The following is a 25,264-nucleotide window of genomic DNA, read 5'->3' on the forward strand; positions in this document are numbered from 1 at the left end:
TCGTCACATCTCCTCGGCTACATACCTCTGAAGCCAGGTCCTGAAGTCGGGGCCCAGGTCTTCACGTTCGCACGCGAGTCTGACAATGGCACGCAGGTAGTCGCCACGGTCGCCGGTGTCATAGCGGCGGCCCTTGAAGACCACGCCGTGCACCGGGCCGCCCTCGGCCCCGGCCGACTCGTCGGCCTGCACGAGCTGCTGGAGGGCGTCGGTGAGCTGGATCTCGTTGCCGCGGCCCGGCCGGGTGGTGCGCAGTATCTCGAAGATGTGCGGGTCCAGGACGTACCGGCCGATGATCGCGTAGTTCGAGGGGGCGTCCGCCGCGTCCGGCTTCTCGACCAGGCCGGTCACCTGGACCACGTCGCTGTCCCCGGTGGGCGCCACGGCCGCGCACCCGTAGAGGTGGATCTGCTCGGGCGCGACCTCCATGAGGGCGATCACACTGCCGCCGTAGGTCTCCTGGACCTCGACCATCCGCTGGAGCAGTGGGTCGCGCGGGTCGATCAGGTCGTCGCCGAGCAGGACGGCGAACGGCTCGTCACCGACGTGCGGCGCCGCGCACAGCACGGCGTGCCCCAGGCCCCGCGGGTCGCCCTGGCGGACGTAGTGGATCATCGCCAGGTCGCTGGACTCCTGCACCTTGGCGAGCCGGTCGGCGTCGCCCTTGCTGGCGAGCGCGGACTCCAGCTCGTAGTTGCGGTCGAAGTGGTCCTCCAGGGGCCGCTTGTTGCGGCCCGTCACCATGAGGACGTCCTCCAGGCCGGCCGAGACGGCCTCCTCGACCACGTACTGGATCGCGGGCTTGTCCACGACCGGGAGCATCTCCTTGGGGGTGGCCTTGGTGGCCGGCAGGAACCGGGTGCCGAGGCCGGCCGCGGGGATGACAGCCTTGCTGATCCTGGGGTGTGCGTGACTCATGGCGGCAACTTTATCCGTTGCCTCCGTAGGGATTCCGTGACTCCGCCCCATAGACGGATGTACACGGACAGACACTGACATACGCGGTCCGACGGGATCCTACGACGGCACGGAGGCGGCCTTGAGCCAGACCGGACCACACAGCGGGCCCGCACCGGAGCCCGGCAAGCGGACGCTGCGGCGCGAGCTGCTCGCGGCGCGCGCCGCGCTGACCGACGGCGAGGTGCGCGCGGCGGCACGCGCGCTGGCCCGGCACGCGCTGGAGCTGCCCGAGCTGGCGCGGGCGCGCACGGTGGCCGCGTACGTCTCCATGGGCGCCGAGCCGGGCACCCTGGCGCTGCTCGACGCGCTGCGCGCGCGGGGCGTACGCGTCCTGCTACCCGCCCTGCTGCCCGACAACGACCTGGACTGGGGCGCCTACACCGGCGAGGACTCCCTCGCGCGCGTGCGGCACGGCGGGCGGATGGAACTGTGCGAGCCGTCCGGGCGACGCCTCGGCCCGGACGCCGTGACGGCCGCCGACGCCGTCCTGCTGCCCGGGCTCGCCGTCGACGCGCGCGGGATGCGGCTGGGGCGCGGCGGCGGATCGTACGACCGGGTCCTGGCGCGCCTGGAGCGGGCCGGTGCCCGGCCGGCGCTCCTGGTCCTGCTGTACGACTCCGAGGTCGTCGAGCGCATCCCCGACCAGCCGCACGACCGGCCGGTACGGGCGGCGGTGACGCCCTCGGGGGTGCGCCGCTTCGGCTGACGGGCGCCCGCATGCGCGGCGGAGGCCCTCCACGCGCGCGTGGAGGGCCTCCGTCGTACGAACCGGCCGAGCCGGCCGGTCAGCCGGTCACGGCTTGAGGACGAGCGTGTCGCTGGTGCTCTTGTCGACCGAGCCCGCCGAGAACGACCAGGGCAGCAGCTCGCCCTTGGCCCACTTGTCCGTCTGGTCGGTGTAGTGGGCGCTGAAGGCGTGCCCGGAGGCGCCGGTGAGGTTGATCCACTTGGACTTGTCGAGGTCGGCGAGGTTGACCACCATCCGCATGGACGGCACCCACTCGATGCCGTAGCCGCCGGCCGCGTTCCACCCGGAGGCGTTGACCGCGGCCTCGCCGCCGCTGAGCTTCCAGGGCCCCCGGTTGAGGATGTACTGGAGGAAGCCGGGGCCGTCGGTGCCCAGGGTCTGGTTCTTCAGGAACAGCCGGTGCAGCCGGCCCCAGCTCCAGGTGTCGATGTCCTTGCCGAGCTTGGCGGTCAGCTCCCAGCGGGCGTCGATCAAGGCGCGCTGGAACAGCTGGTCGCGGTTGTCGGCCTTGGGACGGGTGCCGGAGGCCGGCGTCTTCCACCAGTCGCTGTCCGGCTGGTTCACGAGGTTGCGGACCACCTCGAACCAGCGGTCGCCGCCGTCCGGCTGCGCCTGGTCGGCGTCGCGCTCGCCGCACTCGCGGACCTTGGTGTTCTGGTCCGCCGGGCCGGTGTTCCCGGCCGGGTCGACCCACAGGCACTGGCCCTTGACCCGCAGCTCCTTGGGCAGCTTGTTGCCGAAGGCCAGCTTGAGGATGTTGCGCCAGACCGCGTTGAAGTAGGCGGCCGCCGCCGAGTCGGCGTCCTGGGTGTAGTCCCAGCCCTGGAGCAGCTTCTGCGCCTGGCGGACGTCCTTGTCCTTGATGTCGACCTTCAGCAGCATGGGCACCAGCAGCTTGGCGATCTCGCTGCTGTTGTCCATCTGCATCTGCCGCATGTCGTCGGTGGAGATCTTGCCGCCGCCGTCGATCTTCGACTGGATCAGGTCGGAGATCCGCTGGCTGCGGGTGCCGTAGCCCCAGTCCGTGGTGAGCGTGTACGGGTAGGAGCCCGGGTCGACGACCGCCTGGTTCGCGGTGACGATGTAGCCCCTGCGGGGGTTGTACTCGGAGGGCAGCTGGGACTGCTTGAGGTAGCCCTTCCAGTCGTACTTCGAGTCCCAGCCGGGCGCCGGGACGGACCCGTCGTCGCCCTTGGCGCGCTTGGGGATGCGGCCGGGCAGCGTGTAGCCGATGTTGTTGCGGGTGTCGGCGTAGACCAGATTCTGCGAGGGCACGTCGAACAGCGCCGCGGCCGAGCGGAAACCGCTCCAGTCCTTCGCCTTGTCGATGGCGAAGACCGCGTCCATGGTGGTGCCCGGCTCCAGCGCGGTCCACTTCAGGGCGACGCCGTAGCCGTCGCCGCGGTCGGGTGCCGCGGTGTCGACGGTGGCCCTTCGGCCGACCTGGGCCAGTTCGTCGTCGCGGTCGGAGAGCAAGGGGCCGTTGCCGGTCTCGCGGACGACGATCTTCTTCGAGGCGCCGCCGGCGACCTTGATGGTCTCCTCACGGGTCTTGAACGGCACCGTCTTGTCGTCGCGCAGGTAGCCGTCGCCGCTGAGCTTCTCCAGGTACAGGTCGGTGACGTCGACGCCGGAGTTGGTCATGCCCCAGGCGATGTCCTGGTTGTGGCCGATGACCACGCCGGGCATGCCCGCGAAGGTGTAGCCGGTGACGTCGTACGGGCACGCGTCGGACACGCTGCGGCAGTGCAGGCCCATCTGGTACCAGACGGACGGCAGCGAGGCACCCAGGTGCGGGTCGTTGGCGAGCAGCGGCTTGCCGGTGATGGTGTACTTCCCGGCCACCACCCAGGAGTTGGAGCCGATGCCGTCGCCGTTCACCCCGACGGCCGCAGGCAGGTTGTCCATGACGTCGCCCAGGCCCATCAGCTGGCCCTGCACGCCCGAGCCGGACCCGGAGCCCGATCCCGAGCCGGACCCGGAGCCGGACGCGGCGTCGGTGCCGCCCGTGCCGGTGGAGCCGCCGGACGCGGTGGAACCGCCGGAGGTGAGCGGCGAGCCGCTGGAACCGCCCGTCCCCGACGAGTGGCCCGTACCGCCGCTGCTGCCGCTGCTCCCGCTGCCGCTGCTGTCCTCGAAGGCCCCGGTCAGCTCGTCGTACTGGCCCTGCGTCACGATCGGCTTGTTCCGGTCGGCCGGGTAGTCCGGGTACAGGTCCTTGATCTGCTTGGGGCCGAGGCGGCTGGTCATCAGGGCGCGGTCGATCTCGTCCTGCATGTTGCCGCGCAGGTCCCAGGCCATCGCCTTCAGCCAGGAGACCGAGTCGACCGGCGTCCAGGGCTGCGGCGTGTAGTCGTTGGTGAAGCCCAGGGCCGCGTACTCCAGGGAGATGTCCTTGGCGTCCCGGCCCTTGAGGTAGGCGTTGACCCCCTGGGAGTACGCCTGGAGGTACTTCTTGGTGGAGGCCGACAGCTTGGTGTCGTACTCCTGCTTCGCCACCCGGTCCCAGCCCAGGGTCCGCAGGAACTCGTCGTTCTTGACCTGGCTCGCGCCGAACATCTCCGACAGGCGCCCGGCGGTCATGTGCCGGCGCACGTCCATCTCGTAGAACCGGTCCTGCGCCTGGACGAAGCCCTGCGCCATGAACAGGTCCTCGGGCGAGGCCGCGTAGATCTGCGGGATGCCGTAGCCGTCCCGCTTGACGTCGACGGGCCCGGACAGGCCCTGGAGCGTGATCGAGCCCTTGGTCTGCGGGAAGGAGGCGCGGACGGTGCTGACGGACCAGTAGGCCCCGTAGAAGATGCCTCCGATAATGGCGAGTACCAGGACAAGCACGACCAGCCGGGCTTTTCGCCCCTTCTTCCTGCCGGACGTGACGGGCCTGGCACCCGTTGAGGCGGTGGTGTTGGGGGGCATCGCTGTCCTTGCTGTCCTAACGCGAGCGGCAGGCGGTACTGGAGTGCTGGAGCAACCATAGGCGCAGGGCCCTGTGCCACTTGACGCGGAGTCGGCTCCGGCCGCGCACGGACGTTCGATCCCAGCCCTTGAAGCGTCAAGAAAGCGTCAAGAGTTAGGTAAGGTAACGAAGTATCCGGAGAACCGGAGAACTCGGGGAAGGAACCGCCACTGACTGTTCAGCACCTCAACCAGCTCCTGCTCGCCTGCTCCCTCGTCCTGCTCGTCGCCGTCGCAGCGGTGCGGATCTCCTCGCGCAGCGGGCTCCCCAGCCTGCTCGTCTACCTGGGGATCGGCATCGTCATGGGCCAGGACGGCCTCGGCCACATCCACTTCGGCAACGCCGAGATGACCCAGGTCATGGGTTACGCGGCCCTCGTCGTGATCCTCGCCGAGGGCGGCCTCGGCACGAAGTGGAAGGAGATCCGGCCGGTCCTGCCGTCCGCCTCCGTGCTCGCGCTGGCCGGAGTCGCGGTCAGCGTGGCCGTCACCGCGGCCGGCGCCCACTGGCTGACCGGCCTGGACTGGCGCCAGTCCCTGATCATCGGCGCGGTGGTGTCCTCCACGGACGCGGCGGCCGTCTTCTCGGTGCTGCGGCGCATCCCGCTGCCCGCGCGCGTGACGGGCACCCTGGAGGCCGAGTCCGGCTTCAACGACGCCCCGGTCGTCATCCTGGTCGTCGCCTTCTCCACGGCCGGCCCGGTCGAGCACTGGTACGTACTGGTGGGCGAGATAGCGCTGGAGCTGGCCATCGGCGCGGCCATCGGCCTCGCGGTGGGCTGGATCGGCTCCTGGGGCCTCAAGCACGTCGCCCTGCCCGCCTCCGGCCTCTACCCGATCGCCGTGCTGGCCATCGCGGTCGCCGCCTACGCCGGCGGGGCGCTCGCGCACGGCAGCGGCTTCCTCGCCGTCTACCTGGCCTCGATGGTGCTCGGCAACGCCAAGCTGCCGCACTGGCCGGCCACCCGCGGCTTCGCCGAGGGACTCGGCTGGATCGCCCAGATCGGCATGTTCGTCCTGCTCGGCCTGCTGGTCACCCCGCACGAGCTGGTCGACGACGTGCTGCCCGCGCTGGTCATCGGCCTGGTGCTGACCATGGTCGCGCGCCCGCTGAGCGTGGTGGTCAGCCTGCTGCCCTTCCGGGTGCCCTGGCCCGAGCAGGCCCTGATGTCCTGGGCCGGGCTGCGCGGCGCCGTGCCCATCATCCTGGCCACCATCCCGATGGTGAACGGCGTCGACGCCAGCGGCCGCATCTTCAACCTCGTCTTCGTCCTGGTCGTCGTCTACACCCTCGTCCAGGGGCCCACCCTGCCCTGGCTGGCCGGCAAGCTGCGGCTGGGCGACGCCCAGGAGGCCGCCGACCTCGGCATCGAGTCCGCGCCGCTGGAGCGGCTGCGCGGCCATCTGCTGTCCGTCGCCATCCCGGAGGGGTCCCGGATGCACGGCGTGGAGGTGGGCGAGCTGCGGCTGCCCGCCGGGGCCGCGGTCACCCTCGTCGTACGCGACGGAGAATCGTTCGTTCCGCTGCCCACCACGGTCCTGCGGCGCGGCGACGAACTCCTCGTGGTCGCCACCGACCCGGTCCGCGAGGCGGCGGAACGTCGCCTGCGCGCGATCGGCCGCGGCGGCAAGCTGGCGGGCTGGCTGGGCACCAACGGCACCGGAGCGGACGGCCGGCGGTGAGGGACGCGGCAGGGGACGTGTGGACGTGTGGGACGTGGACGTGTGGAAGGGGTAGGGGCGGCGGCGGTCGGCGGGGTACGGGCAGCGGTCCGTGCGGCGCGTGACGTCCGGATGACCGGATGCCCGAACCCAGGTGAACACCTGCCATGGTGCTCACTTTCACAGGCCCGCAAGGACGCCGTCCCTGTACGATGAAGGCGCACCCTGATCGAACCAACTCTGCCTGACGCAGAGCTGGCGCGACCGTATGGCGGTCGGGACGCCCCTTGAGGCGCCGGCATCTACCGCAGTCCGCGCAAGAGGACAGCTCTCGGCGCCGCCCGTACCCGGGGCCGCGCTACCAGGCGGCAGAAAGGCACGGCCGTGGGATCCGCGGTCACCACCACCGACCCCGCGAAGACCTCGACGGCATCCTCCCGCCCCGGATACGGGCAGCTGCTGCGCACCCGCGGCGCCTGGACGTTCCTGCTCCCCGGTTTCGCGGCACGCCAGCCGTTCGCGATGCTCACCATCTCGATCGTCCTGCTCGTGCAGCACACCACCGGCTCCTACGGCGCGGCGGGCGCCACCGCGGCGGTCACCGGCGTCTCCATGGCGCTGTTCGCGCCGTACAGCGGACGGCTGGCCGACCGTTACGGGCAGCGCGCCGTCCTGCTCCCCGGTGTGCTGGTGCACACCGTGGCGGGGCTGACCCTGACCGCGCTGGCGCTCGCGCACGCCCCGCTGTGGGCGCTGTTCGTGGCGGCCGTGCCGACGGGCGCCTCGGTGCCGCAGGTCGGCCCCATGGTGCGGGCCCGCTGGGGCGTCACCCTGAAGGACTCGCCGCTGATGACCACCGCGGCGGCCTTCGAGTCGGTCACCGACGAGCTGACGTTCGTCTTCGGCCCGCTGCTGGCCACCGCCCTGTGCACGGCCGTCGCCCCGGCGGCCGGCCTGTTCACCGAGGCCGCGCTGACCCTGGTCGGCGGTCTGCTGTTCGCCGCGCAGAAGCGCACCCAGCCGTCCGTCTCGGGCGAGGGGCACGCGCGCGTGGAGCACGTCTCGGCGCTGCGCGTCCCCGGCGTGCGGGTGCTGATCGTGACCTTCCTGGGCATCGGCTCGGTCTTCGGCGGCATGCAGGTCTCGCTGGCGGCGTTCACCGAGTCGATCGGCGAGCCCGGCCTCAACGGCGTCCTGTACGGGACCTTCGCCGCCGGCAACATGCTCTCCGGCATCGTCTGCGGCGCCATCGCCTGGAAGGTGGCCCCGCAGCGCCGCCTGCTCGTCGGCTACACCGCGCTCGCGGTGGCCGCGTCCGCGCTGTGGACCGCGCACTCGGTGCTCCTGCTGGCCGCGCTCGGCCTCCTGGTCGGCATGTGCATCGCCCCCGCGCTGATCACCGGTTACACGCTGGTCGAGAGCCTGGTCCCGGCGGGCGCCCGCACCGAGGCGTTCACCTGGCTGACGGGCGCGGTCGCGCTCGGCCAGGCCGCCGCCGTCACCGCGGCCGGCCAGCTGGAGGACCACCTGTGGGGCGGCGCCGGCTTCCTGGTCCCGATGGCCGGTACGGTGCTCGCCCTGCTGACCCTGTTCACCCTGCGCTCGCGGCTCGCCGCGCGGACCGCGAGCCGCACGGTGGCACGTGGCGTCGGTCACCGCTCCCCTGTCGCAGTGGACTGATCCCGGGGAATGCGTCACTATGGTTCGTCGTTAGCACTCATCGAGTGAGAGTGCCAGGAGGAAGACAGTGCCCACCTACCAGTACCAGTGCACCGAGTGCGGCGAGGGCCTTGAGGCGGTGCAGAAGTTCACCGACGACGCGCTCACGGAGTGCCCGAACTGCTCCGGCCGCCTGAAGAAGGTGTTCTCGGCCGTCGGCATTGTCTTCAAGGGCTCGGGCTTCTACCGCAACGACAGCCGCGGCTCCTCGTCGAGCAGCAGCCCGGCGTCGTCGTCGAAGCCGGCGGGCTCGTCGTCCTCCTCGGATGCGAGCGGTGCGGGCTCGTCGTCCTCGACGTCGTCCGCGTCCTCGACGTCTTCGACGTCCACCAGCTCGGCGGGCAGCTCCGCCGCCTGACCTCCGGCTTTCCGGGACCCCGGCGTCGTACGACGCCGGGGTCCCAGGCATGTGCGGGGGCCGGTCCCCGGTGCCGGGGCGGGCGGCTAGGGTGCTGGTCATGGCGAACGCAGAGATCGGTGTCATCGGCGGTTCCGGCTTCTACTCCTTCCTGGACGACGTCACCGAGATCCAGGTGGACACCCCGTACGGGGCGCCCAGCGACTCGCTCTTCCTCGGCGAGGTGGCCGGCCGGCGGGTCGCCTTCCTGCCCCGGCACGGCCGCGGCCACCATCTGCCGCCGCACCGCATCAACTACCGGGCCAACCTGTGGGCGCTGCGCTCGGTGGGGGTGCGCCAGGTGCTCGGCCCCTGCGCGGTGGGCGGGCTGCGCCCCGAGTACGGGCCCGGCACCCTGCTCGTGCCGGACCAGTTCGCCGACCGTACGAAGTCGCGCGAGCAGACCTACTTCGACGGGCTGCCGCTGCCCGACGGCACCGTGCCCAACGTGGTGCACGTGTCCCTGGCCGACCCCTACTGCCCCACCGGGCGGGCGGCCGCGCTCAAGGCGGCGCGGGGGCGGGACTGGGAGCCCGTCGACGGCGGCACCCTCGTGGTGGTGGAGGGGCCGCGCTTCTCCACCCGCGCCGAGTCGCTGTGGCACCAGGCGCAGGGCTGGTCCGTGGTGGGCATGACCGGCCACCCCGAGGCGGCGCTCGCCCGGGAACTGGAACTCTGCTACACCTCGCTGACGCTGGTCACCGACCTCGACGCGGGCGCGGAGAGCGGCGAGGGCGTCTCCCACGAGGAGGTGCTGCGGGTGTTCGCCGCCAATGTGGCGCGGCTGCGGGGCGTGCTGTTCGACGCGGTGGCCGCGCTGCCCGCCACCGCGGAACGCGACTGCCTGTGCGCGGGGGCGCTGGGCGGGATGGACCCGGGGTTCGCGCTGCCATAGCGGCCGGGGCGAGGCCGGTGAGCCCGGGAGGCCCGACAGGCCCGGGAAACCAGGGAAGCCCGGCGACGGGCGGTGCGGAACGGCACGTTCGGGTGGCGGAGTTGTCCACAACCGGTGAGTAACGCACGGGCTCCGGCGGAGTCCGGCGCGATGCCTCATCGTGGCAGCGCAAGCCGGTTCCGTGCCGGTCCCCAGCGCAGGTGGTGGCTCCCATGTCCGTGCCGTACTCGTACGCGAACCCGTTCCTTCCGTCCTGTCCGTCCGCCGCCTCCCCGTCGGCGCACTCCTCGCCGTCCGCGCACTCTTCCCCGGCCGCGCACTCTTCTCCGTCCCCGCGCGCCTCGCCCTCCTCGCCGTCCGTGTCCTCCGGTCCGCCCGGTACACAGGCCCCGCCGCCTCGCGAAGTGCCGCACTTCGGTCCGCTGGGCGCGCCGGGCGGGCGCCACCGGCTGGGCCGGCTGCTGCGGCACCGCCGGCGGGCCGTGGCGGCCGCCGTGGCGGTCACGGCGGCCGCGCTGGCGGTGACGGCCCTGTCGGCGGCGGCGCGTGTGACGCCTGACGCCGTACGGGACGGCCCGCCCCGCGGTCATCCGGCGCGGGCGGCGGGCGCGCCGCCCGGCTCCCGGGACGGCGCCTCCGAGGCGGACCGCACGGTGACCGTCCCCGTGCGGGTCGCCGACGCGGCGACTGTCCGGCTGCTGCGGCCCGGCGACCGGGTGGACGTGATCGCGGTGCAGGACCCGGCGGCGGGCGGCCGGGCCCGGGTGGTCGCGCGCGGAGCCCGGGTGACGCGTGTCCCGCGGCCCCCGGACAGGCGTGACGCCCGCTCCGGGACCGCGCAGGATATGAGTTCGGTCATGGCCGCCGGCGAGGACCCCGCCGGGGCCGGCGACGCCGGGAACACGCTGGTCGCGCTGGCCGTGCCGCGGTCCGCCGCGACGCGTCTCGCGGGTGCGGGCGCGACAGATCGATTGGCGGTGACCCTGTGGTGACCCGTAGGTTGCCGAACTGTTTGTTCGACAACCTGCACGTCCGAGGAGATCCCCCAAGTGAGTACGAAGAAGGACCCGAGCGTCTGGCAGGGCTTCAAGACCTTCCTCATGCGCGGGAACGTCGTCGATCTGGCGGTCGCGGTGGTCGTCGGCGCCGCCTTCAGCAATATCGTCAGCTCGGTGGTGAAGGGAGTGATCAACCCGGTCGTCGGAGCGATCGGCACCCAGAACCTCGACCACTACAGCTCGTGCCTCAGTTCGACCTGCAAGGGCGACGACGGCATCCAGATCATGTGGGGCTCGGTCCTCGGCGCCACCCTGCAGTTCCTGATCACCGCCGGGGTGGTCTACTTCATGATGGTCCTGCCCATGGCGAAGTTCCTGGCCCGGCAGGAGGCCAAGAAGAAGGCCAAGGAGGGCGACGGCACGCCGCAGGCCGTCGAGGTGACCGAGCTGCAGGTGCTCCAGGAGATCCGCAACGAGCTGGTCGCGCAGCGCGGCGGCGAGTACGACAGGCTCTGACGGCCGCGGCCGGCCCGGTCCGCCGTTTTCAGAGGTGGTGGGGCGGCTTCTCGTCGAGGAAGCGCTTGAGGTCGGCGGCGGAGTCGCCGGCCGGGCGCTCGCCCCAGCCCCGGTCGGTGTCGTCCGTGGACTGCTGGCTCAGCGGGTCGTCGAAGATCAGCGCGTTCTTCGGGTCACGCGGCTCGGGAGCGGTGGTCATACCTCCAGGGTACGGTCCCGGGCGGGCGCGTCCGTCCTGGGAATTCCCGGTCGCTTTCTGGTGTGCTGGGAGCCATGACGTCCAGTTCCGACTCCGCCGACCCGGCACCCGAGCCCGAGCCCGAGTCCCATCCCGGGCCGGGGCCCCACTCCGGCCCCGGGCCCGACTCCGGTCCCGAGCCTGGGGCCGCCTCCGGCTCCGGCTCCGGCTCCGGCTCCGGCTCCGGCTCCGGCTCCGGCTCCGACGCACCGTCCCGGTTCCCCCGGCCGCTGCGGCCGCTCACCGCGCGCGGGCGGCACGAGACGCACCGGGTCTCCTCCCCGCTGGAACTCCTCTTCGACCTGTGCTTCGTCGTGGCGGTGGCGCAGGCGGGCGTGGAGCTGGTGCACTCCGTGGCGGAGGGCCGGCCGGGCCACGGCATCCTGAACTACGCGATGGTGTTCTTCGCCATCTGGTGGGCCTGGATGAACTTCACCTGGTTCGCCTCCGCCTACGACAACGACGACGTGCTCTACCGGGTCGTCACCCTGGTGCAGATCGCGGGCGTGCTGGTGCTGGCGGCCGGGATCTCGCGGGGGTTCGAGCGCCACGACTTCTTCCTGGTCTGGCTCGGCTACGCGATCATGCGGCTGGCGATGGCCACGCAGTGGTTGCGGGCCGCGCGGTGGGCCGGGGGCACCGAGCGGCGGACGGCGCTGCGGTACGCGTGCGGTGTGCTGCTGTGCCAGGTCGGCTGGCTGGGCCTGCTGGTGCTGCCGGAGCCGGCCCGGCCGTGGGTGTTCCTGGTGATGGCGGTCCTGGAGCTGTGCGTGCCGGTGTTCGCGGAGCGGCCGTACGCGACCTCCTGGCATCCGCACCACATCGCCGAACGGTACGGGCTGTTCACCATCATCGTGCTGGGCGAGACGATCTCGGCGGCCACGGTCGCGGTGAAGTCGGCCGCCACCGAGCACGACGCGCTGGGCGAGCTGCTGCCGATCGCGGCGGGCGGGCTGCTGATCGTCTTCGCCGCCTGGTGGATCTACTTCGTGGTGCCCATCCACGGGCATCTGCGCTCCAACCGGGAGTCGTTCCTGTGGGGGTACGGCCACTATCTGATCCTCGCCTCGGCGGCGGCGATCGGCGCGGGCCTGGAGGTGGCCGTCGAACAGGCCGTCGGCAGGACCGGGCTGTCGGCCCTGTCGGCGGCGGCCGCCGTGACCCTCCCGACGGCGCTGTTCCTGATCAGCGTCTGGGCGCTGCACGCACGCCACTACAAGGTGGGCATCGCGCAGCAGCTGGTGCTGCCCACCACCGCGCTGCTGGTGATCTGCTGCACCTTCCTGGGCCACTGGGCGGTCCTCGCGGCGGGCCTGGTCTCGGCGCTCGCGGTGGCCACCGGCGTCGCCCTGACCGCGCGCCCGGCGGCGGGCGGCGACGGGCGCGGGGCGGCGCGGCAGGCGGCCTGACGTCTCGGCGGCGCGGGCCCCGGGGAGACTGGCTCCCATGACAGTCGACGCGCTGACCGATGTCGCCGGAGTGCGGGTGGGGCACGCCACCCGCACGGGCGAGGGATGGCTCACCGGGACCACGGTGGTGCTCTGCCCCGAGGGCGGCGCCGTCGCCGCCGTGGACGTGCGCGGCGGCGGACCCGGCACCAAGGAGACCGACGCCCTCGATCCGCGCAATCTGGTGCGGACGGTGGAGGCGGTGGTGCTGACCGGGGGCAGTGCCTACGGGCTGGACGCCGCGTCGGGGGTGATGGCGTGGCTGGAGGAGCGCGGGCGCGGGGTGCGCGTGGGCCCCGACCCCGCGCACGTGGTGCCGGTCGTGCCCGCCGCCTGCGTGTTCGACCTGGGCCGGGGCGGTGACTTCCGGGCCCGGCCGGACGCGGCCACCGGGCGCGAGGCGGTGGCGGCCGCCGCCGCGAGCGAGCCGGGCTCCCCGGTGGCGCAGGGCTGTGTGGGCGCCGGGACCGGGGCGGCCGTGGGGCCGGTCAAGGGCGGAGTGGGCACGGCGAGCACGGTGCTCGCCTCGGGTGTCACGGTGGCGGCGCTGGTGGTGGCCAACGCGGCGGGGTCGGCGGTGGACCCGGAGACGGGGGTGCTGTACGGGGAGTTGTTCCAGGGACGGGTGGAGTATCCCGATCCGCCGGTGCACGCGGACGCGCGGGAGCGGCTCGCGCGGGCCGCGGCGGGGAACGCGCCGCCCCCGCTGAACACCACGCTCGCGGTGGTCGCCACCGACGCGGAGCTGTCCAAGGCGCAGGCGCAGAAACTCGCCGGCACCGCGCACGACGGCATCGCCCGCGCGGTGCGCCCGGTGCATCTGCTCAACGACGGTGACACGGTGTTCGCGCTGGCCACCGGGGCCAAGCCGCTCGACGCCGCCGGCGGCCCGCTCGCGCTCAACGACGTCCTCGCGGCGGGCGCGGACGTCGTGACGCGGGCGATCGTGCGGGCGGTGCGCGCCGCCGGGTCGGTGGACGGGCCGGGCGGGACGTGGCCGGCGTACGGAGAGCTGTACGGGGAGCTGTACGAGCGCCCCCGCTGACCCGGCTCCGGTACCGGCGCGGCTGCGATTGTCCCGGTTCTGTCACGTGACGGTCTTTCGGCAGGCCGGCGGGAACCCCGCGCGGGCCCCCGTGCCTCTTCACCCACACACCGCAGTGGATCACTCACTTCACACGAACCTGGAGCAGCCCGTGACAAGGCCGGACATAGCAGCGCGGCGCGTACTGGGGGCCTGTGCCGTCCTGATGGTCGGCACCCTCACCCTCACCGGATGCGGCGGCGACGCCAAGGCCAGCGACTCGGGCAAGGGCGGCGGCGGCAAGGACGCCGTCAAGAACTCCAGCGCCAAGATCGCGATCTCGGCCAAGGACGGCTCGACGGGCGCCTCGATCAACGCCACCGGCGTCCAGGTCAGCGACGGGAAGCTGACCGAGGTGAAGATGACCGAGGCGGGCTCGGGCAAGGAAGTACCCGGTTCCATATCGGCGGACGGTTCCAGCTGGAAGCCGAAGGAGGCGCTGGACCGGGGCACGAAGTACCAGATCTCGGCCACCGCGAAGGACGCCGGCGGCCTTCCGGCGGCCGCCAACTCCATCTTCACCACCGTCTCCAAGACGAACAGCTTCATCGGCACGTACACGCCGGACGACGGCGCGACGGTGGGCGTCGGGATGCCGGTGTCGTTCACCTTCGACAAGGCGATCAGCGACAAGAAGGCCGTGCAGTCGCACATCTCGGTCACCTCCAGCAGCGGCCAGCAGGTGGTCGGCCACTGGTTCGGCACGCAGCGGCTCGACTTCCGCCCGCAGGACTACTGGAAGGCCGGCTCCAAGGTCACGATGAACATCGACCTGGACGGCGTGCAGGGCGCGAACGGCCTGTACGGCGTGCAGAAGAAGTCCGTGACCTTCACCATCGGCCGCGCCCAGGTCTCCACGGTGGACGTGAACACGCAGAAGATGACGGTCGTGCGGGACGGCCGGACCCTCAAGTCGGTCCCCGTCTCCACCGGCAGCCCGCAGCACACGACGTACAACGGGCAGATGGTGATCTCGGAGAAGTTCACGCAGACCCGCATGAACAGCCAGACGGTCGGCCTGGGCGGCGAGTACGACATCGCCGACGTGCCGCACGCCATGCGCCTGACGACGTCCGGCACCTTCATCCACGGCAACTACTGGTACAACCAGGGCAATCCGCCGTTCGGCCAGGAGGGCACCAGCCACGGGTGCGTGGGCATGGCGGACGTGCGCGGCGCGCAGGGCGACACCACCGCCAAGTGGTTCTACGACAACTCGCTCATCGGCGATGTCGTGATCGTCAAGAACTCCCCCGACAAGACCGTCTCCCCGGACAACGGCCTCAACGGCTGGAACATGTCCTGGAGCGAGTGGACCGCGGGTTCGGCCGGCTGACGCCTTGCCCCCAAGGCGCCGCTGAGCAGCGGATTTCGACCCCTCGCCGGGCCGTGCGGGAACTTCTCGCGCGGCCCGGCCGTTTTTCCGGCGTACGTTTTCCCGGTTCCTGGACACGACGCACCACCGAGGGGCTACGGTATGCACCCACCAGGTGACATGCAGCGACGCCGGGAGAAACCTTGAGCGTTCCGTACGAGACGGCAGCGTACGAACCACGCGAGTCGCCCGAGTCTCCGGAGGAGCATCTCGCGCGACTCCTCGGCCGCGCGCTGAACTCCTTCGAGCTTCCGGACGAGACGATACGCCGGCTCGACTGCGCGCTGGCGCATGACGGCTCGCTGCACTCCGCGCACCACAGCGCCGGGCTGCACCGCGAGACGTACCGGCACACCTGGCTGCTCGCCGACGGCTCGGCGCTCACCCTGTGGGAGCTGGTGCACAACACCACGCCGGGCGGCGAGCCGCAGCACGAGCTGTACCTGGACGAGGAGGAGGTGCGCACGGCCACCGGCCGGCTGCCGTTCCCGCCGGACGCCCCGGCCCCGGACGCGGACTTCGAACTGCCGGTGCTGGTGCACCTGTCCCCCGCCCCCGAGACACGGCCCGCGTACGCCACGGCCGGGGCGGCCGACCACGCGCGCCGGCTGCTGCGGCGCGCGGAGAACACGGACCGGCCGGACGCAGACGTCGCCGCGCTGCTGGAGAAGGCGTCGGGGCACCGGATCACGCAGGCGTTCGGCCGTCCCTGCCGGGCGGGGCGGGCCGGTCTTGGCTTCTCGCTCTACGAGCACGCGTTCCTGCTGAACGACGGCGCGGAGACCTCCCTGTGGGAGGTGGAGCACACGGCGACCCCGGACGGCCGCCACATGTGCGAGGTGTACGCCTCGGAGGAGGCGGCCCGGGAGGCGATGGAACGGCGGGCGGCGCAGCTGTCGTAGCCCTCGCCGTCCCTCGGGCCGGACGCCGTTGTCCCTCGGGTCAGCCGGTGTCGCCGAGGCGGCGTACCAGGCCCGCGAAGGCGGCCCGTTCGGCCGGGGTGAGTTCGACGTACTCCCGGTGGGGGCCGGAGCCGCGCTGGGCCGGCAGAGCCGGCAGCTGCGGCCGGCGGCGGATCTCGAACCGGAGGCCGAACCGGTAGCCGGCGAGGCCGATGGCGCAGGCGATGACCAGCGCGGCGGGGAGGATGACGCCGCACCAGATCAGGATCGAGACATGCTCAGGCATGTCCTCCAGTGAACACCACGGCCCGGGACGACGGCCCCGGACCGTGACGTATCTCGCAGGTGACGTGAACTACTCACAGCACCGCAAACCGGCCGTCCGCATCCGGACCCTTCCGGACCGTCAGGTCCGTCAGGCGGCCACCGGCTCGGTGTGTTCCGCGGACGAGCCCCGCGCGCCCTCGTCCGCGGTGCCGCCCGTCCCCGGCCCCGTCCCCGGTCCCGCCGTCGCGCCCGGCGCCGGCTTGCGCAGCGTCTTGAGGACCACCACCAGCGCCGTCGCCACGCACACGCCGGCCGCGAGGGCGACGAGGTACAGCAGCGGGTTGCCGATCAGCGGGACGACGAAGACGCCGCCGTGCGGGGCGCGCAGCGTGGCGCCGAAGGCCATGGACAGGGCGCCGGTCAGCGCGCCGCCGACCATCGAGGCGGGGATGACGCGCAGCGGGTCGGCCGCCGCGAACGGGATGGCGCCCTCGGAGATGAAGGAGGCGCCGAGCACCCAGGCGGCCTTGCCGTTCTCGCGTTCGGTACGGGTGAAGAGCCGGCCGCGCACGGTGGTGGCCAGGGCCATCGCGAGCGGGGGCACCATGCCCGCCGCCATCACCGCGGCCATGATCTTCATCGCGGAGTCGCTCGGGTCGGAGACCGCGATGCCGGAGGTGGCGAAGGCGTAGGCGACCTTGTTGACCGGGCCGCCCAGGTCGAAGCACATCATCAGGCCGAGCAGCGCGCCCAGCAGGACGGCGTTGGTGCCGCCGAGGCCGCTCAGCCAGTCGGTCATGGCCTTCTGCGCGGTGGCGATGGGCTTGCCGATCACCACGAACATCAGGAAGCCGACCACCGCCGAGGAGAGGAGCGGGATCACCACCACCGGCATGATGCCGCGCAGCGCCGCGGGCACGCGCACCCGCTGGATCGCCGTCACCACGGCGCCGGAGATCAGTCCGGCCGCCAGGCCGCCGAGGAAGCCCGCGTTGACGGTGAGGGCGATCGAGCCGCCGACGAACCCGGGGACCAGGCCCGGGCGGTCGGCCATGCCGTACGCGATGTAGCCGGCCAGGACCGGGACGAGGAAGGCGAAGGCCACGCCGCCGATCTGGAACAGGAGCGCCGCCCAGCTATCGGAGCGGGTCCAGACGAAGTGGTCCATGACCGACGGCGCCTTGTTGACCTGATAGCCGCCGATCGCGAAGCCGAGCGCGATCAGCAGGCCGCCCGCGGCGACGAACGGGACCATGTAACTGACGCCCGACATCAGCCAGGTGCGGAGCTTGGTGCCGTAGCCGTCGCCCGCCGCGCCGGCCCGTTCGACCGGCGCGGCCCCGGTGCTCCCGGTGTCCCTGGTGTCCCCGGGGCCGCCCGCTGCCGTGACCTCGCCGCGGGCGGCCTTCCGGCGGACCTCGGCGATCAGTTCGGCGGGCCGGTTGATGCCCGCCTTGACGCCGACGTCCACGGTGGGCTTCCCGGCGAAGCGGTCCTTGTCGCGTACGGGGACGTCGTGCGCGAGGACCACGCCGTCCGCCGCCGCGATCACGGCCGGGTCGAGCCGGGTGAAACCGGCCGAGCCCTGGGTCTCCACGACCACCTCGACGCCCGCCGCACGGCCCGCGTTCTCCAGCGACTCGGCGGCCATGTAGGTGTGCGCGATGCCGGTGGGGCAGGAGGTGACGGCGACGATACGGAACGGGGGGCCGGTCTCGGCGGGTGCGCTGCCCGCCGCGGCGCCGGCGGAGGCCGCCACCGGCGCCGCGACGGTGTCTTCGGAGGTGGTGGTGCCTGCGGGGGCTGCCTCGGGCTCGTCGGCCGGGACCCGCTCGCCCCGGATCAGCGCGGCCGCCGCCGTCGTGTCGCCCGCCGACCGCAGCGCCGCGGTGAACTCGGCGTTCATCAGCTGCCGGGCCAGCGAGGACAGGATCGTCAGATGGGCGTCGTCGGCACCGGCCGGGGCGGCGATCAGGAAGATCAGGTCGGCCGGGCCGTCCGGGGCGCCGAAGTCGATCCCGGCGGCGCTGCGCCCGAAGGCGAGCGTCGGCTCGCTGACATGGGCGCTGCGGCAGTGCGGGATGCCGATGCCGCCGTCCAGGCCGGTGGGCAACTGCGCCTCGCGGGCGGCCACGTCGGCGAGGAAGCCCTCCAGGTCGGTCACCCGGCCCTGGGCCACCATGCGTTCGGCGAGGGCGCGGGCCGCCGCCTCCTTGGTGTCGGCGGACAGGTCGAGGTCGACCAGATCCGCGGTGATCATCTCGCTCATCGCGGGCTCCTTCGCGCGCGTATCGCCCGGACGGCGACATGGGCGGGGGTGAGGGCGGGGACGGGGACGGAATCTTGGGCCGAGGCACGGGCGGGGACGGGACCGAGGGCGCGGGCGGTCATGACACCGGTTCCGGCAGGGGGCGTTCCACCGGCTCCGTCAGGGCGCGGGCGGCCGGTACGTCGGCGGTGACCGTCACCGCGGCCGGTTCCAGGTCGCCCGGTACGGGCATGACGCTGCCCGGCAGCCGGACGGCGGCGGCGCCGTGCGCGACGGCCGAGGCCAGGGCCCCGGGGCCGGTGCCGCCCGCGAGGAGGAAGCCGGCCAGCGAGGCGTCCCCGGCGCCGACGTTGCTGCGGACGGCGTCCACGCGCGCCCCGCCGAACCAGACGCCCGCGCCGTCCACGAGCAGTTGCCCGTCCGCGCCCAGGCTCGCCAGCACGGCGCCGGCGCCCAGGGCGCGCAGCTCCTCGGCCGCCGCCACCGCGTCACCGACCGTCCGCAGGGGGCGGCCGACCGCCTCGGACAGTTCCTCGGCGTTGGGCTTGACCACGTCAGGGCCCTCGCGCAGCGCCGCCAGCAGGGCGGGCCCGGAGGTGTCCAGGGCGATCCGTACGCCGACGGCGTGCGCCCGCGCGACCAGAGCGGCGTACCAGGAGGGTGCGAGGCCGCGCGGCAGGCTGCCGCAGCAGGCGATCCAGTCGGCGCCGCGCGAGCGGTGCCGCACGGTCTCCAGCAGCGATTCCTGTTCGGCGGCGGTCAGTTCCGGGCCGGGTGCGTTGATCTTCGTCAGGACGCCGTCCGCCTCGGCCAGGGCGATGTTGGAGCGGGTGGCCCCGGCGACCGGGACCGGGGCGACCTCGATGCCCTGCGCGTCGAGCAGGTCGGCGACGAGTGCGCCCGGCGCGCCGCCCAGCGGCAGGACGGCCACCGTGCGCCGTCCGGCGGCGGCGACGGCCCGCGAGACGTTCACGCCCTTGCCGCCCGGGTCCACCCGTTCGCCGGTGGCGCGGACGACCTCGCCGCGGTCGAGGGCGGGGACCTCGTAGGTGCGGTCCAGGGACGGGTTGGGGGTGACGGTGACGATCATGCGCGTACCACTTCTGTGCCGCCCAGCTCGATGGCGGCGGCGTCCTCGGGGCTCAGCCCGCTGTCGGTGATCAGCAGGTCCACGTCGCCCAGGCCGCCGAAGCGGGCGAAGTGCTCCTGGCCGTGCTTGGCGGAGTCGGCCAGCAGCACCACCCGGCGGGCGGCGGCGATCGCCGCGCGCTTGACCGCGGCCTCGGCCAGGTCGGGGGTGGTCAGGCCGTGCTCGGCGGAGAAGCCGTTGGCGGCGACGAACAGCACGTCGGCGCGGATCTCGCCGTAGGCCCGCAGCGCCCAGGCGTCCACGGCGGCGCGCGTACGGTGCCGTACGCGCCCCCCGACGAGGTGGAGCTGGAGGCCGGGGTGGTCGGCGAGGCGGGCGGCGATGGGCAGCGAGTGCGTGACGACGGTGAGGTCCGCCTCCAGGGGCAGGGCGGCGGCCAGGCGGGCCACGGTCGTGCCGGCGTCGAGGATCAGCGTGCCCTCGGCGGGGAGTTCGGCGAGGGCCGCCCTGGCGATACGGTCCTTCTCGTCGGCGGCCGTGGACTCGCGCTCGGTGAGGTCGGGCTCGAAGTCGAGGCGGCCGGCCGGGAGGGCGCCGCCGTGCACCCGGCGCAGCAGGCCGGCCCGGTCCAGGGCCTTCAGGTCGCGGCGGATCGTCTCCGCGGTCACCTGGAACTCCTCGGCGAGCGACACGACGTCCACCCGGCCGCCGTCACGGGCGAGCCGGAGGATCTCCTGCTGCCGCTCCGGTGCGTACATGTCCGTTTGCCTCCGACCGATGCCCGAACCTGTGGTTTCAGGTCGGAGGCTACGCTCGGATTCGCGGAATGTAAACGGGTTCGGAAGCGAATCGGGCATGAACGGACACAGGAGAGGAACGGACACAGGAAAGGAAGAGAAGGGCCCGGTCCCTGGCGGGGGTGCCGGGGACCGGGCCCGTATGACCCGTGTCCGCGTGTCCGCATGGCGGGTCTGGTCAGCGTCAGCCCACCGGCTCGGGCTCCCGCTCCGCCGCCCGCGGCGCGCTCTCCGCTCCCGATCCCGCGCCCGCTCCCGGCTCCGGCTGCTCCTGCTCCGCACCCTCCACGTGCTGGGCCGGCCGTGCGGGCAGCGCGGCCATCAGGACGAAGATGACGCCGAGCACCGCGGCCACCCAGAGCAGCGCGTGCTGGAAGGCGTGCACGAAGGCCGGGCCGACCTGGGCCGGGGTCAGCCGGTCGCCGATCGTGCCGAAGAAGACCACCGACACCAGGCCGAGCCCCAGCGCGTTGCCCATCTGCTGCACGGTGTTGATCAGTCCGGACGCCGAACCCGCGTGCTCGCGCGGCACCTGGGAGAGCACCGCGTCCGTGAGCGGCGCGACGATCAGGCCCATGCCCAGGCCCATGACGACCAGCGGAAGCGCCATCTGCCAGGGAGCGATGTGCGGGCCGTACCGGTCGGAGGCCGCGAGGTAGAGGAGCACGCCGGCCACCATCAGCAGCGCGCCCGCCTGGAGCACCTTGCGGCCGAAGCGCGGGACGAGCTGCTGCACCGACAGCCCGGCCGCGGCGGACACCGCGATCGAGAACGGCACGCCGGTCAGCCCCGCCCGCAGCGGGCTCCAGCCCAGGCCGATCTGCATGTACAGCGTCCAGACCAGGAAGAACACGCCCAGTGCGACCCCGAAGACGGTCTGCACCGCGATGCCCGCGGCGAAGCTCTTGACCCGGAACAGCGAGAGTTCCACCAGCGGGGAGCCGTCCCGGGCCGCCTTGCGCCGTTCGTACGCCACCAGCGCCGCGAAGACCACCAGCGCGCCCGCCATCGACCCGTATCCCCACAGCGGCCAGCCCAGCTCGCGGCCCCGGGTCAGCGGGTAGAGCAGCATCAGCAGGCCCAGCGTGACCAGGGCGACCCCGACCAGATCCAGTTTGAGCGCGCGCGGGGCCTTCGACTCGGTGATGAAGCGGCGGCCGAGGAGGAGGGCCGCGATGCCGACCGGCAGGTTGATGAGGAAGATCGGGCGCCACTGGAGGCCGAACAGGTTCCACTGCGTCAGCAGCGCGCCCAGCAGCGGGCCGGAGACCGCGCCCAGGCCGACGATCGCGCCGAACAGGCCGAAGACCTTGCCGCGTTCACGGGCCGGGAAGGTGGCGTGCACGATCGACAGCACCTGCGGGACCATCATCGCCGCCATGCCGCCCTGCAGGATGCGGGAGGCGACCAGCATCTCGGGGCCGACCGCGAAACCGCACAGGGCGGAGGCGAGGGTGAAGCCGCCGATGCCGACCAGGAACAGCCGTTTGCGGCCGTGGATGTCACCCAGCCGGCCGCCGGTGATCAGTCCGGCCGCGAAGGCGAGGGCGTAACCGGCGGTGATCCACTGGATCTGGCTGAAGGACGCGCCGGCGTCCTTCTGTATGGACGGGATGGCGATGTTGACGATCGTGACGTCCACGAGGTCCATGAAGGCCGCGGTCATCACGATCGCCAGCGCGAACCAGCGACGGCGGTCGGCCGCCTGCGCTGAGCCGCCACCACTGTCGTTACTGCTGCCACCACTGCCGTTACTGCTACTGCTACTGCTACTGCTGTCGAGGGTTTCGCTGGAGGTCATGGGCCTCACGCTAGGCGGCCAGTAGGCCAGATCGTGTCCTAGAGGTGCGGCATGCTCGACGACATGACGACGGACACTCCGGCCCGGCTCCTCCAGCTCCTCTCCCTGCTCCAGACGCCCCGCGAGTGGCCCGGCGGCGAGCTGGCCGAGCGGCTGGGGGTCTCCCGGCGCACCGTGCGGCGCGACATCGACCGGCTGCGTGAGCTGGGTTACCCGGTGCAGGCGACCATGGGTTCCGAGGGCGGGTACCGGCTGGTCGCGGGCAAGGCGATGCCGCCGCTGGTGCTGGACGACGAGGAGGCGGTGGCGATCGCGGTCGGGCTGCGGGCCGGGGCCGGGCACGCGATCGAGGGCGTGGACGAGGCCTCGGTGCGGGCGCTGGCCAAGCTGGAGCAGGTGCTGCCGGCCCGGCTGCGGCACCGCGTCGCCACCCTTCAGGCCGCCACCACCCCGCTGACCAGCGGAGACGGTGCGAGTGTGGCACCCGAGACGCTCACCGTGATGGCGTCCGCGGTGGCGGGGCGCGAGCGGCTGCGGTTCGCCTACCGGGCGGGGGACGGCACCGGCACGCGGCGCCTGACGGAGCCGTACCGGCTGGTGTCCACCGGCCGGCGCTGGTACTTGGTGGCCTATGACCTGGACCGGGCCGACTGGCGGACCTTCCGCGTCGACCGGGTCAGCGAACCGTTCGCCACCGGGGCGCGGTTCACGCCGCGCGAGCTGCCCACCGGGAGCGCGGCGGAGTATCTGCGCCAGTCGATGCACCGGCGGCAGGAGACGTACGCGTTCACGGTGACCTTCGCGGACTCCGCCGAGGCGGTCGCCGCCCGGCTGCCCGCCTGGCTCGGCACGCCGGAACCCCTGCCGGGCGGCGGCTGCGTGCTGCGGTCCACGACCAGCGACACCGTGGAGTGGCTCGCGGTGCGCCTGGCGATGCTGGGATGCGAGTTCACGGTACGGGAACCGGCCGAACTGGTGGCGGGTGCAAGGGGCCTGGGGGCGCGGCTGGTCCGGGCGGGCGGGGCGGCGGGGACCGCCTCCGTCCGGCGTTCGGCGCCCGCGTAGCAGGGCGCCACCGCTTCCTCCTCGTGGCGGAGAAGAGGCTCGTCACTGCGGCAGGCTGTGCCGGTGTGACAGAATCTGCCACCTGAGCGGGCCACCCCGGGGTTCAGGTCCGGGGTGGCCCGCTCTTCGGCATGCCCGGCGCCCTACGCGCGAAGTGGAGCCGGGCTCCGGCCCCCGGGGGAGAGGTGCCGGAGCCCGGCTCGTGGGAGGTCCCGGCACCGGGGGGAGTGTGCCGGGACGTGGTTCGGGTCCCGCCTGTGGAGCGATCGGCCCTGTGGAGCGATCGGCGTGGTGTCGTCGGTCAGGGGTCCAGAAGATCGGTGGTCCGCACGGTCGGGGTCGTCGGCGGTGGCGATCGGCCGCGCAGCCGGGTACGCCCGGGTACGCGGGGCTCGGGCTCGTCGTGCGATCCGGGTCCGCCGGGTCCCGGCGCTCCGGCTCGGGGAGGTTGTTCCCGGGCCGGCGCCCCTTGAAGCGACGGTACACAGCCATGTTCGCGCCGTCTTCCGCCACCGGGCGCACGCGGCGCCACCGGGGCCCGCGCCATCCCCTACAGCCGGCCGCCGGGCCCCCGGTCAGGTGTCTGATCAGGGCGCCCGATCAAGGCACCGCGTCAGGCGTCCGCAACGGCCGGCCGCGACTGCCGACCGCGTCACGCCGCCGCGTCGAAGCCCGTGTCGCGGGCCAGCTTCTTCAGCTCCAGCAGCGCGTGCTTCTCGATCTGGCGGATGCGCTCGCGCGTCAGGCCGTGCTCCTTGCCGACCTCGGTCAGCGTGCGCTCGCGGCCGTCGTCGATGCCGTACCGCATCTTGATGATGGAGGCCGTGCGCTGGTCGAGGCGGCCGATCAGGTCGTCCAGCTCCTCGCTGCGCAGCAGGGTGAGGACCGACTGCTCGGGCGACACCGCGGAGGTGTCCTCCAGGAGGTCGCCGAACTGGGTCTCGCCCTCGTCGTCCACCGACATGTTCAGCGAGACCGGGTCACGGGCCCAGTCCAGGACGTCCGAGACGCGCTCCGGCGTCGAGCCCAGCTCGCCCGCGATCTCCGCGGGCTCCGGGTCGCGGCCGTTCTCCCGGTTGAACTCGCGCTGGACGCGGCGGATGCGGCCCAGCTCCTCCACCAGGTGGACGGGCAGCCGGATCGTGCGGGACTGGTCCGCGATCGAGCGCGTGATCGCCTGGCGTATCCACCAGGTGGCGTACGTGGAGAACTTGAAGCCCTTGCGGTAGTCGAACTTCTCCACCGCGCGCACCAGGCCCGCGTTGCCCTCCTGGATCAGGTCCAGCAGGGGCAGGCCGCTGCGCGGGTAGCGGCGGGCCACCGCGACGACCAGGCGCAGGTTGGAGCGGATGAAGACGTCCTTGGCCCGCTCGCTCTCGTCGACCAGGGCCTGCAGCTCCTCGCGGCTCGCGTCCGCCGGGGACTCCTCGTACCCGTCGAGGATCTGCCGTGCGAACACACCCGCCTCGATGACCTGGGACAACTCGACTTCCTTGGCGGCGTCGAGCAGCGGCGTACGCGCGATCTCGTCGAGGTACATGCCGACCAGGTCGCGATCGGCGATCTCGCCGCCATGGGCGCGAACACTGCGTGCCGCGTCGGCCGTCTCGCCGGTGGCGGACTGTCGACGGGCGACGGCACGGGTTGCCATGCGTGCTCCCTTGCGATGGTGTGTCAGCGGGTGGTCCACAGGACGCTCGGCACTGTCTTCGGGACTCTCCTCGGGTGCCCCGCATCCGAAGGGAACAACGACTTGAAACCGGACAGAATTCCCCACCCGCCCCCCAATTTTTCTGATCATGCAGTACCCTGTCGCGCCGCGAGGCGTGCGGCGCCCCGGCGGCCGGTACGGACGTGCAGGTCAGGACGGGAGCCGTGCACTCCGCCGGTCCTCATGGGTCCGGTCCGGCACCCCGTCCGTGAGACGCCTGTCACACGGATACCGCAGTTCTCGCCACGGGAGGGCGTCACCGGCGAATCGCCCTCCCACCTTCATGGACGGGCGGTACCGTCGGAAGGTTGCCGCAAACCCGGAGTCTCAGGAGATTCCCAGACTCTCCACACGTCCGGGACAGCCG

The 25,264-nt window shown here is 72.7% G+C and carries 21 protein-coding genes; 12 read left to right on the forward strand and 9 right to left on the reverse strand.

Annotated elements, in window-relative coordinates; genetic code table 11:
* Positions 1-3: 3 nt before the first annotated feature.
* On the reverse strand, positions 4-918 hold the full coding sequence (gene galU, locus ABZ858_RS04130) for a UTP--glucose-1-phosphate uridylyltransferase GalU (protein WP_361372403.1): 915 nt from the start codon (positions 916-918) through the stop codon (positions 4-6).
* Positions 919-1,039: 121 nt separating this feature from the next.
* On the opposite strand from galU, the gene ABZ858_RS04135 reads away from it, so the two are divergent.
* Positions 1,040-1,666: a 5-formyltetrahydrofolate cyclo-ligase gene (locus tag ABZ858_RS04135; RefSeq protein ID WP_361372405.1), complete on the forward strand. Its 627-nt coding sequence runs from the start codon at positions 1,040-1,042 to the stop codon at positions 1,664-1,666.
* A gap of 87 nt (positions 1,667-1,753) precedes the next feature.
* Here the strand turns inward: ABZ858_RS04135 and ABZ858_RS04140 are convergent, their stop codons facing one another.
* A complete protein-coding gene (locus ABZ858_RS04140) occupies positions 1,754-4,624 on the reverse strand; it encodes a penicillin acylase family protein (RefSeq protein WP_361372407.1) in 2,871 nt (956 codons plus the stop codon).
* Between the two features lie 210 nt (positions 4,625-4,834).
* Between ABZ858_RS04140 and ABZ858_RS04145 the strand changes: the two genes are divergently transcribed.
* The 6 genes from ABZ858_RS04145 (at position 4,835) to mscL (ending at position 10,850) form a co-directional block, all read left to right on the forward strand.
* On the forward strand, positions 4,835-6,346 hold the full coding sequence (locus ABZ858_RS04145; protein ID WP_361372940.1) for a potassium/proton antiporter: 1,512 nt from the start codon (positions 4,835-4,837) through the stop codon (positions 6,344-6,346).
* Between the two features lie 363 nt (positions 6,347-6,709).
* Positions 6,710-8,005: an MFS transporter gene (locus tag ABZ858_RS04150; protein ID WP_361372409.1), complete on the forward strand. Its 1,296-nt coding sequence runs from the start codon at positions 6,710-6,712 to the stop codon at positions 8,003-8,005.
* A 67-nt stretch (positions 8,006-8,072) separates the two neighbouring features.
* Complete coding sequence (locus ABZ858_RS04155; RefSeq protein ID WP_361372411.1) at positions 8,073-8,402, forward strand: FmdB family zinc ribbon protein; 330 nt, start codon at positions 8,073-8,075, stop codon at positions 8,400-8,402.
* A gap of 100 nt (positions 8,403-8,502) precedes the next feature.
* The gene (locus tag ABZ858_RS04160; RefSeq protein WP_361372413.1) at positions 8,503-9,336 is read left to right on the forward strand and encodes an S-methyl-5'-thioadenosine phosphorylase; all 834 of its coding nucleotides are present in this window, start codon (positions 8,503-8,505) and stop codon (positions 9,334-9,336) included.
* Positions 9,337-9,740: 404 nt separating this feature from the next.
* Positions 9,741-10,328 (forward strand): RcpC/CpaB family pilus assembly protein, encoded by a 588-nt coding sequence (locus ABZ858_RS04165; protein WP_361372415.1) that lies wholly within the window; start codon positions 9,741-9,743, stop codon positions 10,326-10,328.
* Positions 10,329-10,385: 57 nt separating this feature from the next.
* Complete coding sequence (gene mscL, locus ABZ858_RS04170) at positions 10,386-10,850, forward strand: large conductance mechanosensitive channel protein MscL (protein ID WP_361372417.1); 465 nt, start codon at positions 10,386-10,388, stop codon at positions 10,848-10,850.
* A 28-nt stretch (positions 10,851-10,878) separates the two neighbouring features.
* On the opposite strand, the gene ABZ858_RS04175 is transcribed toward mscL, so the two are convergent.
* Positions 10,879-11,049 carry a hypothetical protein gene (locus tag ABZ858_RS04175; RefSeq protein ID WP_361372419.1) on the reverse strand — a complete coding sequence of 57 codons (171 nt, stop codon included), beginning with the start codon at positions 11,047-11,049 and terminating at the stop codon, positions 10,879-10,881.
* A 74-nt stretch (positions 11,050-11,123) separates the two neighbouring features.
* Here ABZ858_RS04175 and ABZ858_RS04180 point away from each other — a divergent pair, with 74 nt between their 5' ends.
* From ABZ858_RS04180 to ABZ858_RS04195, 4 genes are all read left to right on the forward strand, one after another.
* On the forward strand, positions 11,124-12,497 hold the full coding sequence (locus tag ABZ858_RS04180) for a low temperature requirement protein A (protein ID WP_361372421.1): 1,374 nt from the start codon (positions 11,124-11,126) through the stop codon (positions 12,495-12,497).
* Between the two features lie 37 nt (positions 12,498-12,534).
* A complete protein-coding gene (locus ABZ858_RS04185; RefSeq protein ID WP_361372423.1) occupies positions 12,535-13,581 on the forward strand; it encodes a P1 family peptidase in 1,047 nt (348 codons plus the stop codon).
* Positions 13,582-13,732: 151 nt separating this feature from the next.
* Positions 13,733-14,956, forward strand: coding sequence for an Ig-like domain-containing protein (locus ABZ858_RS04190; RefSeq protein ID WP_361372425.1), 1,224 nt, complete (start codon positions 13,733-13,735; stop codon positions 14,954-14,956).
* 182 nt (positions 14,957-15,138) lie between these two features.
* Positions 15,139-15,897, forward strand: a complete 759-nt coding sequence (locus tag ABZ858_RS04195) for a DUF6227 family protein (RefSeq protein ID WP_361372427.1) — start codon at positions 15,139-15,141, stop codon at positions 15,895-15,897.
* 40 nt (positions 15,898-15,937) lie between these two features.
* Here ABZ858_RS04195 and ABZ858_RS04200 read toward each other — a convergent pair whose 3' ends face one another.
* From ABZ858_RS04200 to ABZ858_RS04220, 5 genes are all read right to left on the reverse strand, one after another.
* Positions 15,938-16,183, reverse strand: a complete 246-nt coding sequence (locus ABZ858_RS04200) for a hypothetical protein (protein WP_361372429.1) — start codon at positions 16,181-16,183, stop codon at positions 15,938-15,940.
* 129 nt (positions 16,184-16,312) lie between these two features.
* Positions 16,313-18,433 (reverse strand): fructose-specific PTS transporter subunit EIIC, encoded by a 2,121-nt coding sequence (locus ABZ858_RS04205; protein ID WP_361372431.1) that lies wholly within the window; start codon positions 18,431-18,433, stop codon positions 16,313-16,315.
* Between the two features lie 118 nt (positions 18,434-18,551).
* Positions 18,552-19,523: a 1-phosphofructokinase gene (pfkB, locus tag ABZ858_RS04210; RefSeq protein ID WP_361372433.1), complete on the reverse strand. Its 972-nt coding sequence runs from the start codon at positions 19,521-19,523 to the stop codon at positions 18,552-18,554.
* Entirely contained in the window at positions 19,520-20,281 is a 762-nt protein-coding gene (locus ABZ858_RS04215; protein WP_361372435.1) for a DeoR/GlpR family DNA-binding transcription regulator, read from the reverse strand. Before ABZ858_RS04215 ends, pfkB begins: the two co-directional genes overlap by 4 nt.
* Before the next feature lie 223 nt (positions 20,282-20,504).
* Entirely contained in the window at positions 20,505-21,986 is a 1,482-nt protein-coding gene (locus ABZ858_RS04220) for an MFS transporter (protein ID WP_361372942.1), read from the reverse strand.
* A gap of 198 nt (positions 21,987-22,184) precedes the next feature.
* On the opposite strand from ABZ858_RS04220, the gene ABZ858_RS04225 reads away from it, so the two are divergent.
* Entirely contained in the window at positions 22,185-23,186 is a 1,002-nt protein-coding gene (locus ABZ858_RS04225; RefSeq protein WP_361372944.1) for a YafY family protein, read from the forward strand.
* A gap of 652 nt (positions 23,187-23,838) precedes the next feature.
* Here the strand turns inward: ABZ858_RS04225 and ABZ858_RS04230 are convergent.
* On the reverse strand, positions 23,839-24,837 hold the full coding sequence (locus tag ABZ858_RS04230; RefSeq protein WP_361372437.1) for a sigma-70 family RNA polymerase sigma factor: 999 nt from the start codon (positions 24,835-24,837) through the stop codon (positions 23,839-23,841).
* Positions 24,838-25,264: the final 427 nt, after the last annotated feature.

It is taken from the genome of Streptomyces sp. NPDC047017, from assembly GCF_040644175.1.
GTDB lineage: Bacteria > Actinomycetota > Actinomycetes > Streptomycetales > Streptomycetaceae > Streptomyces.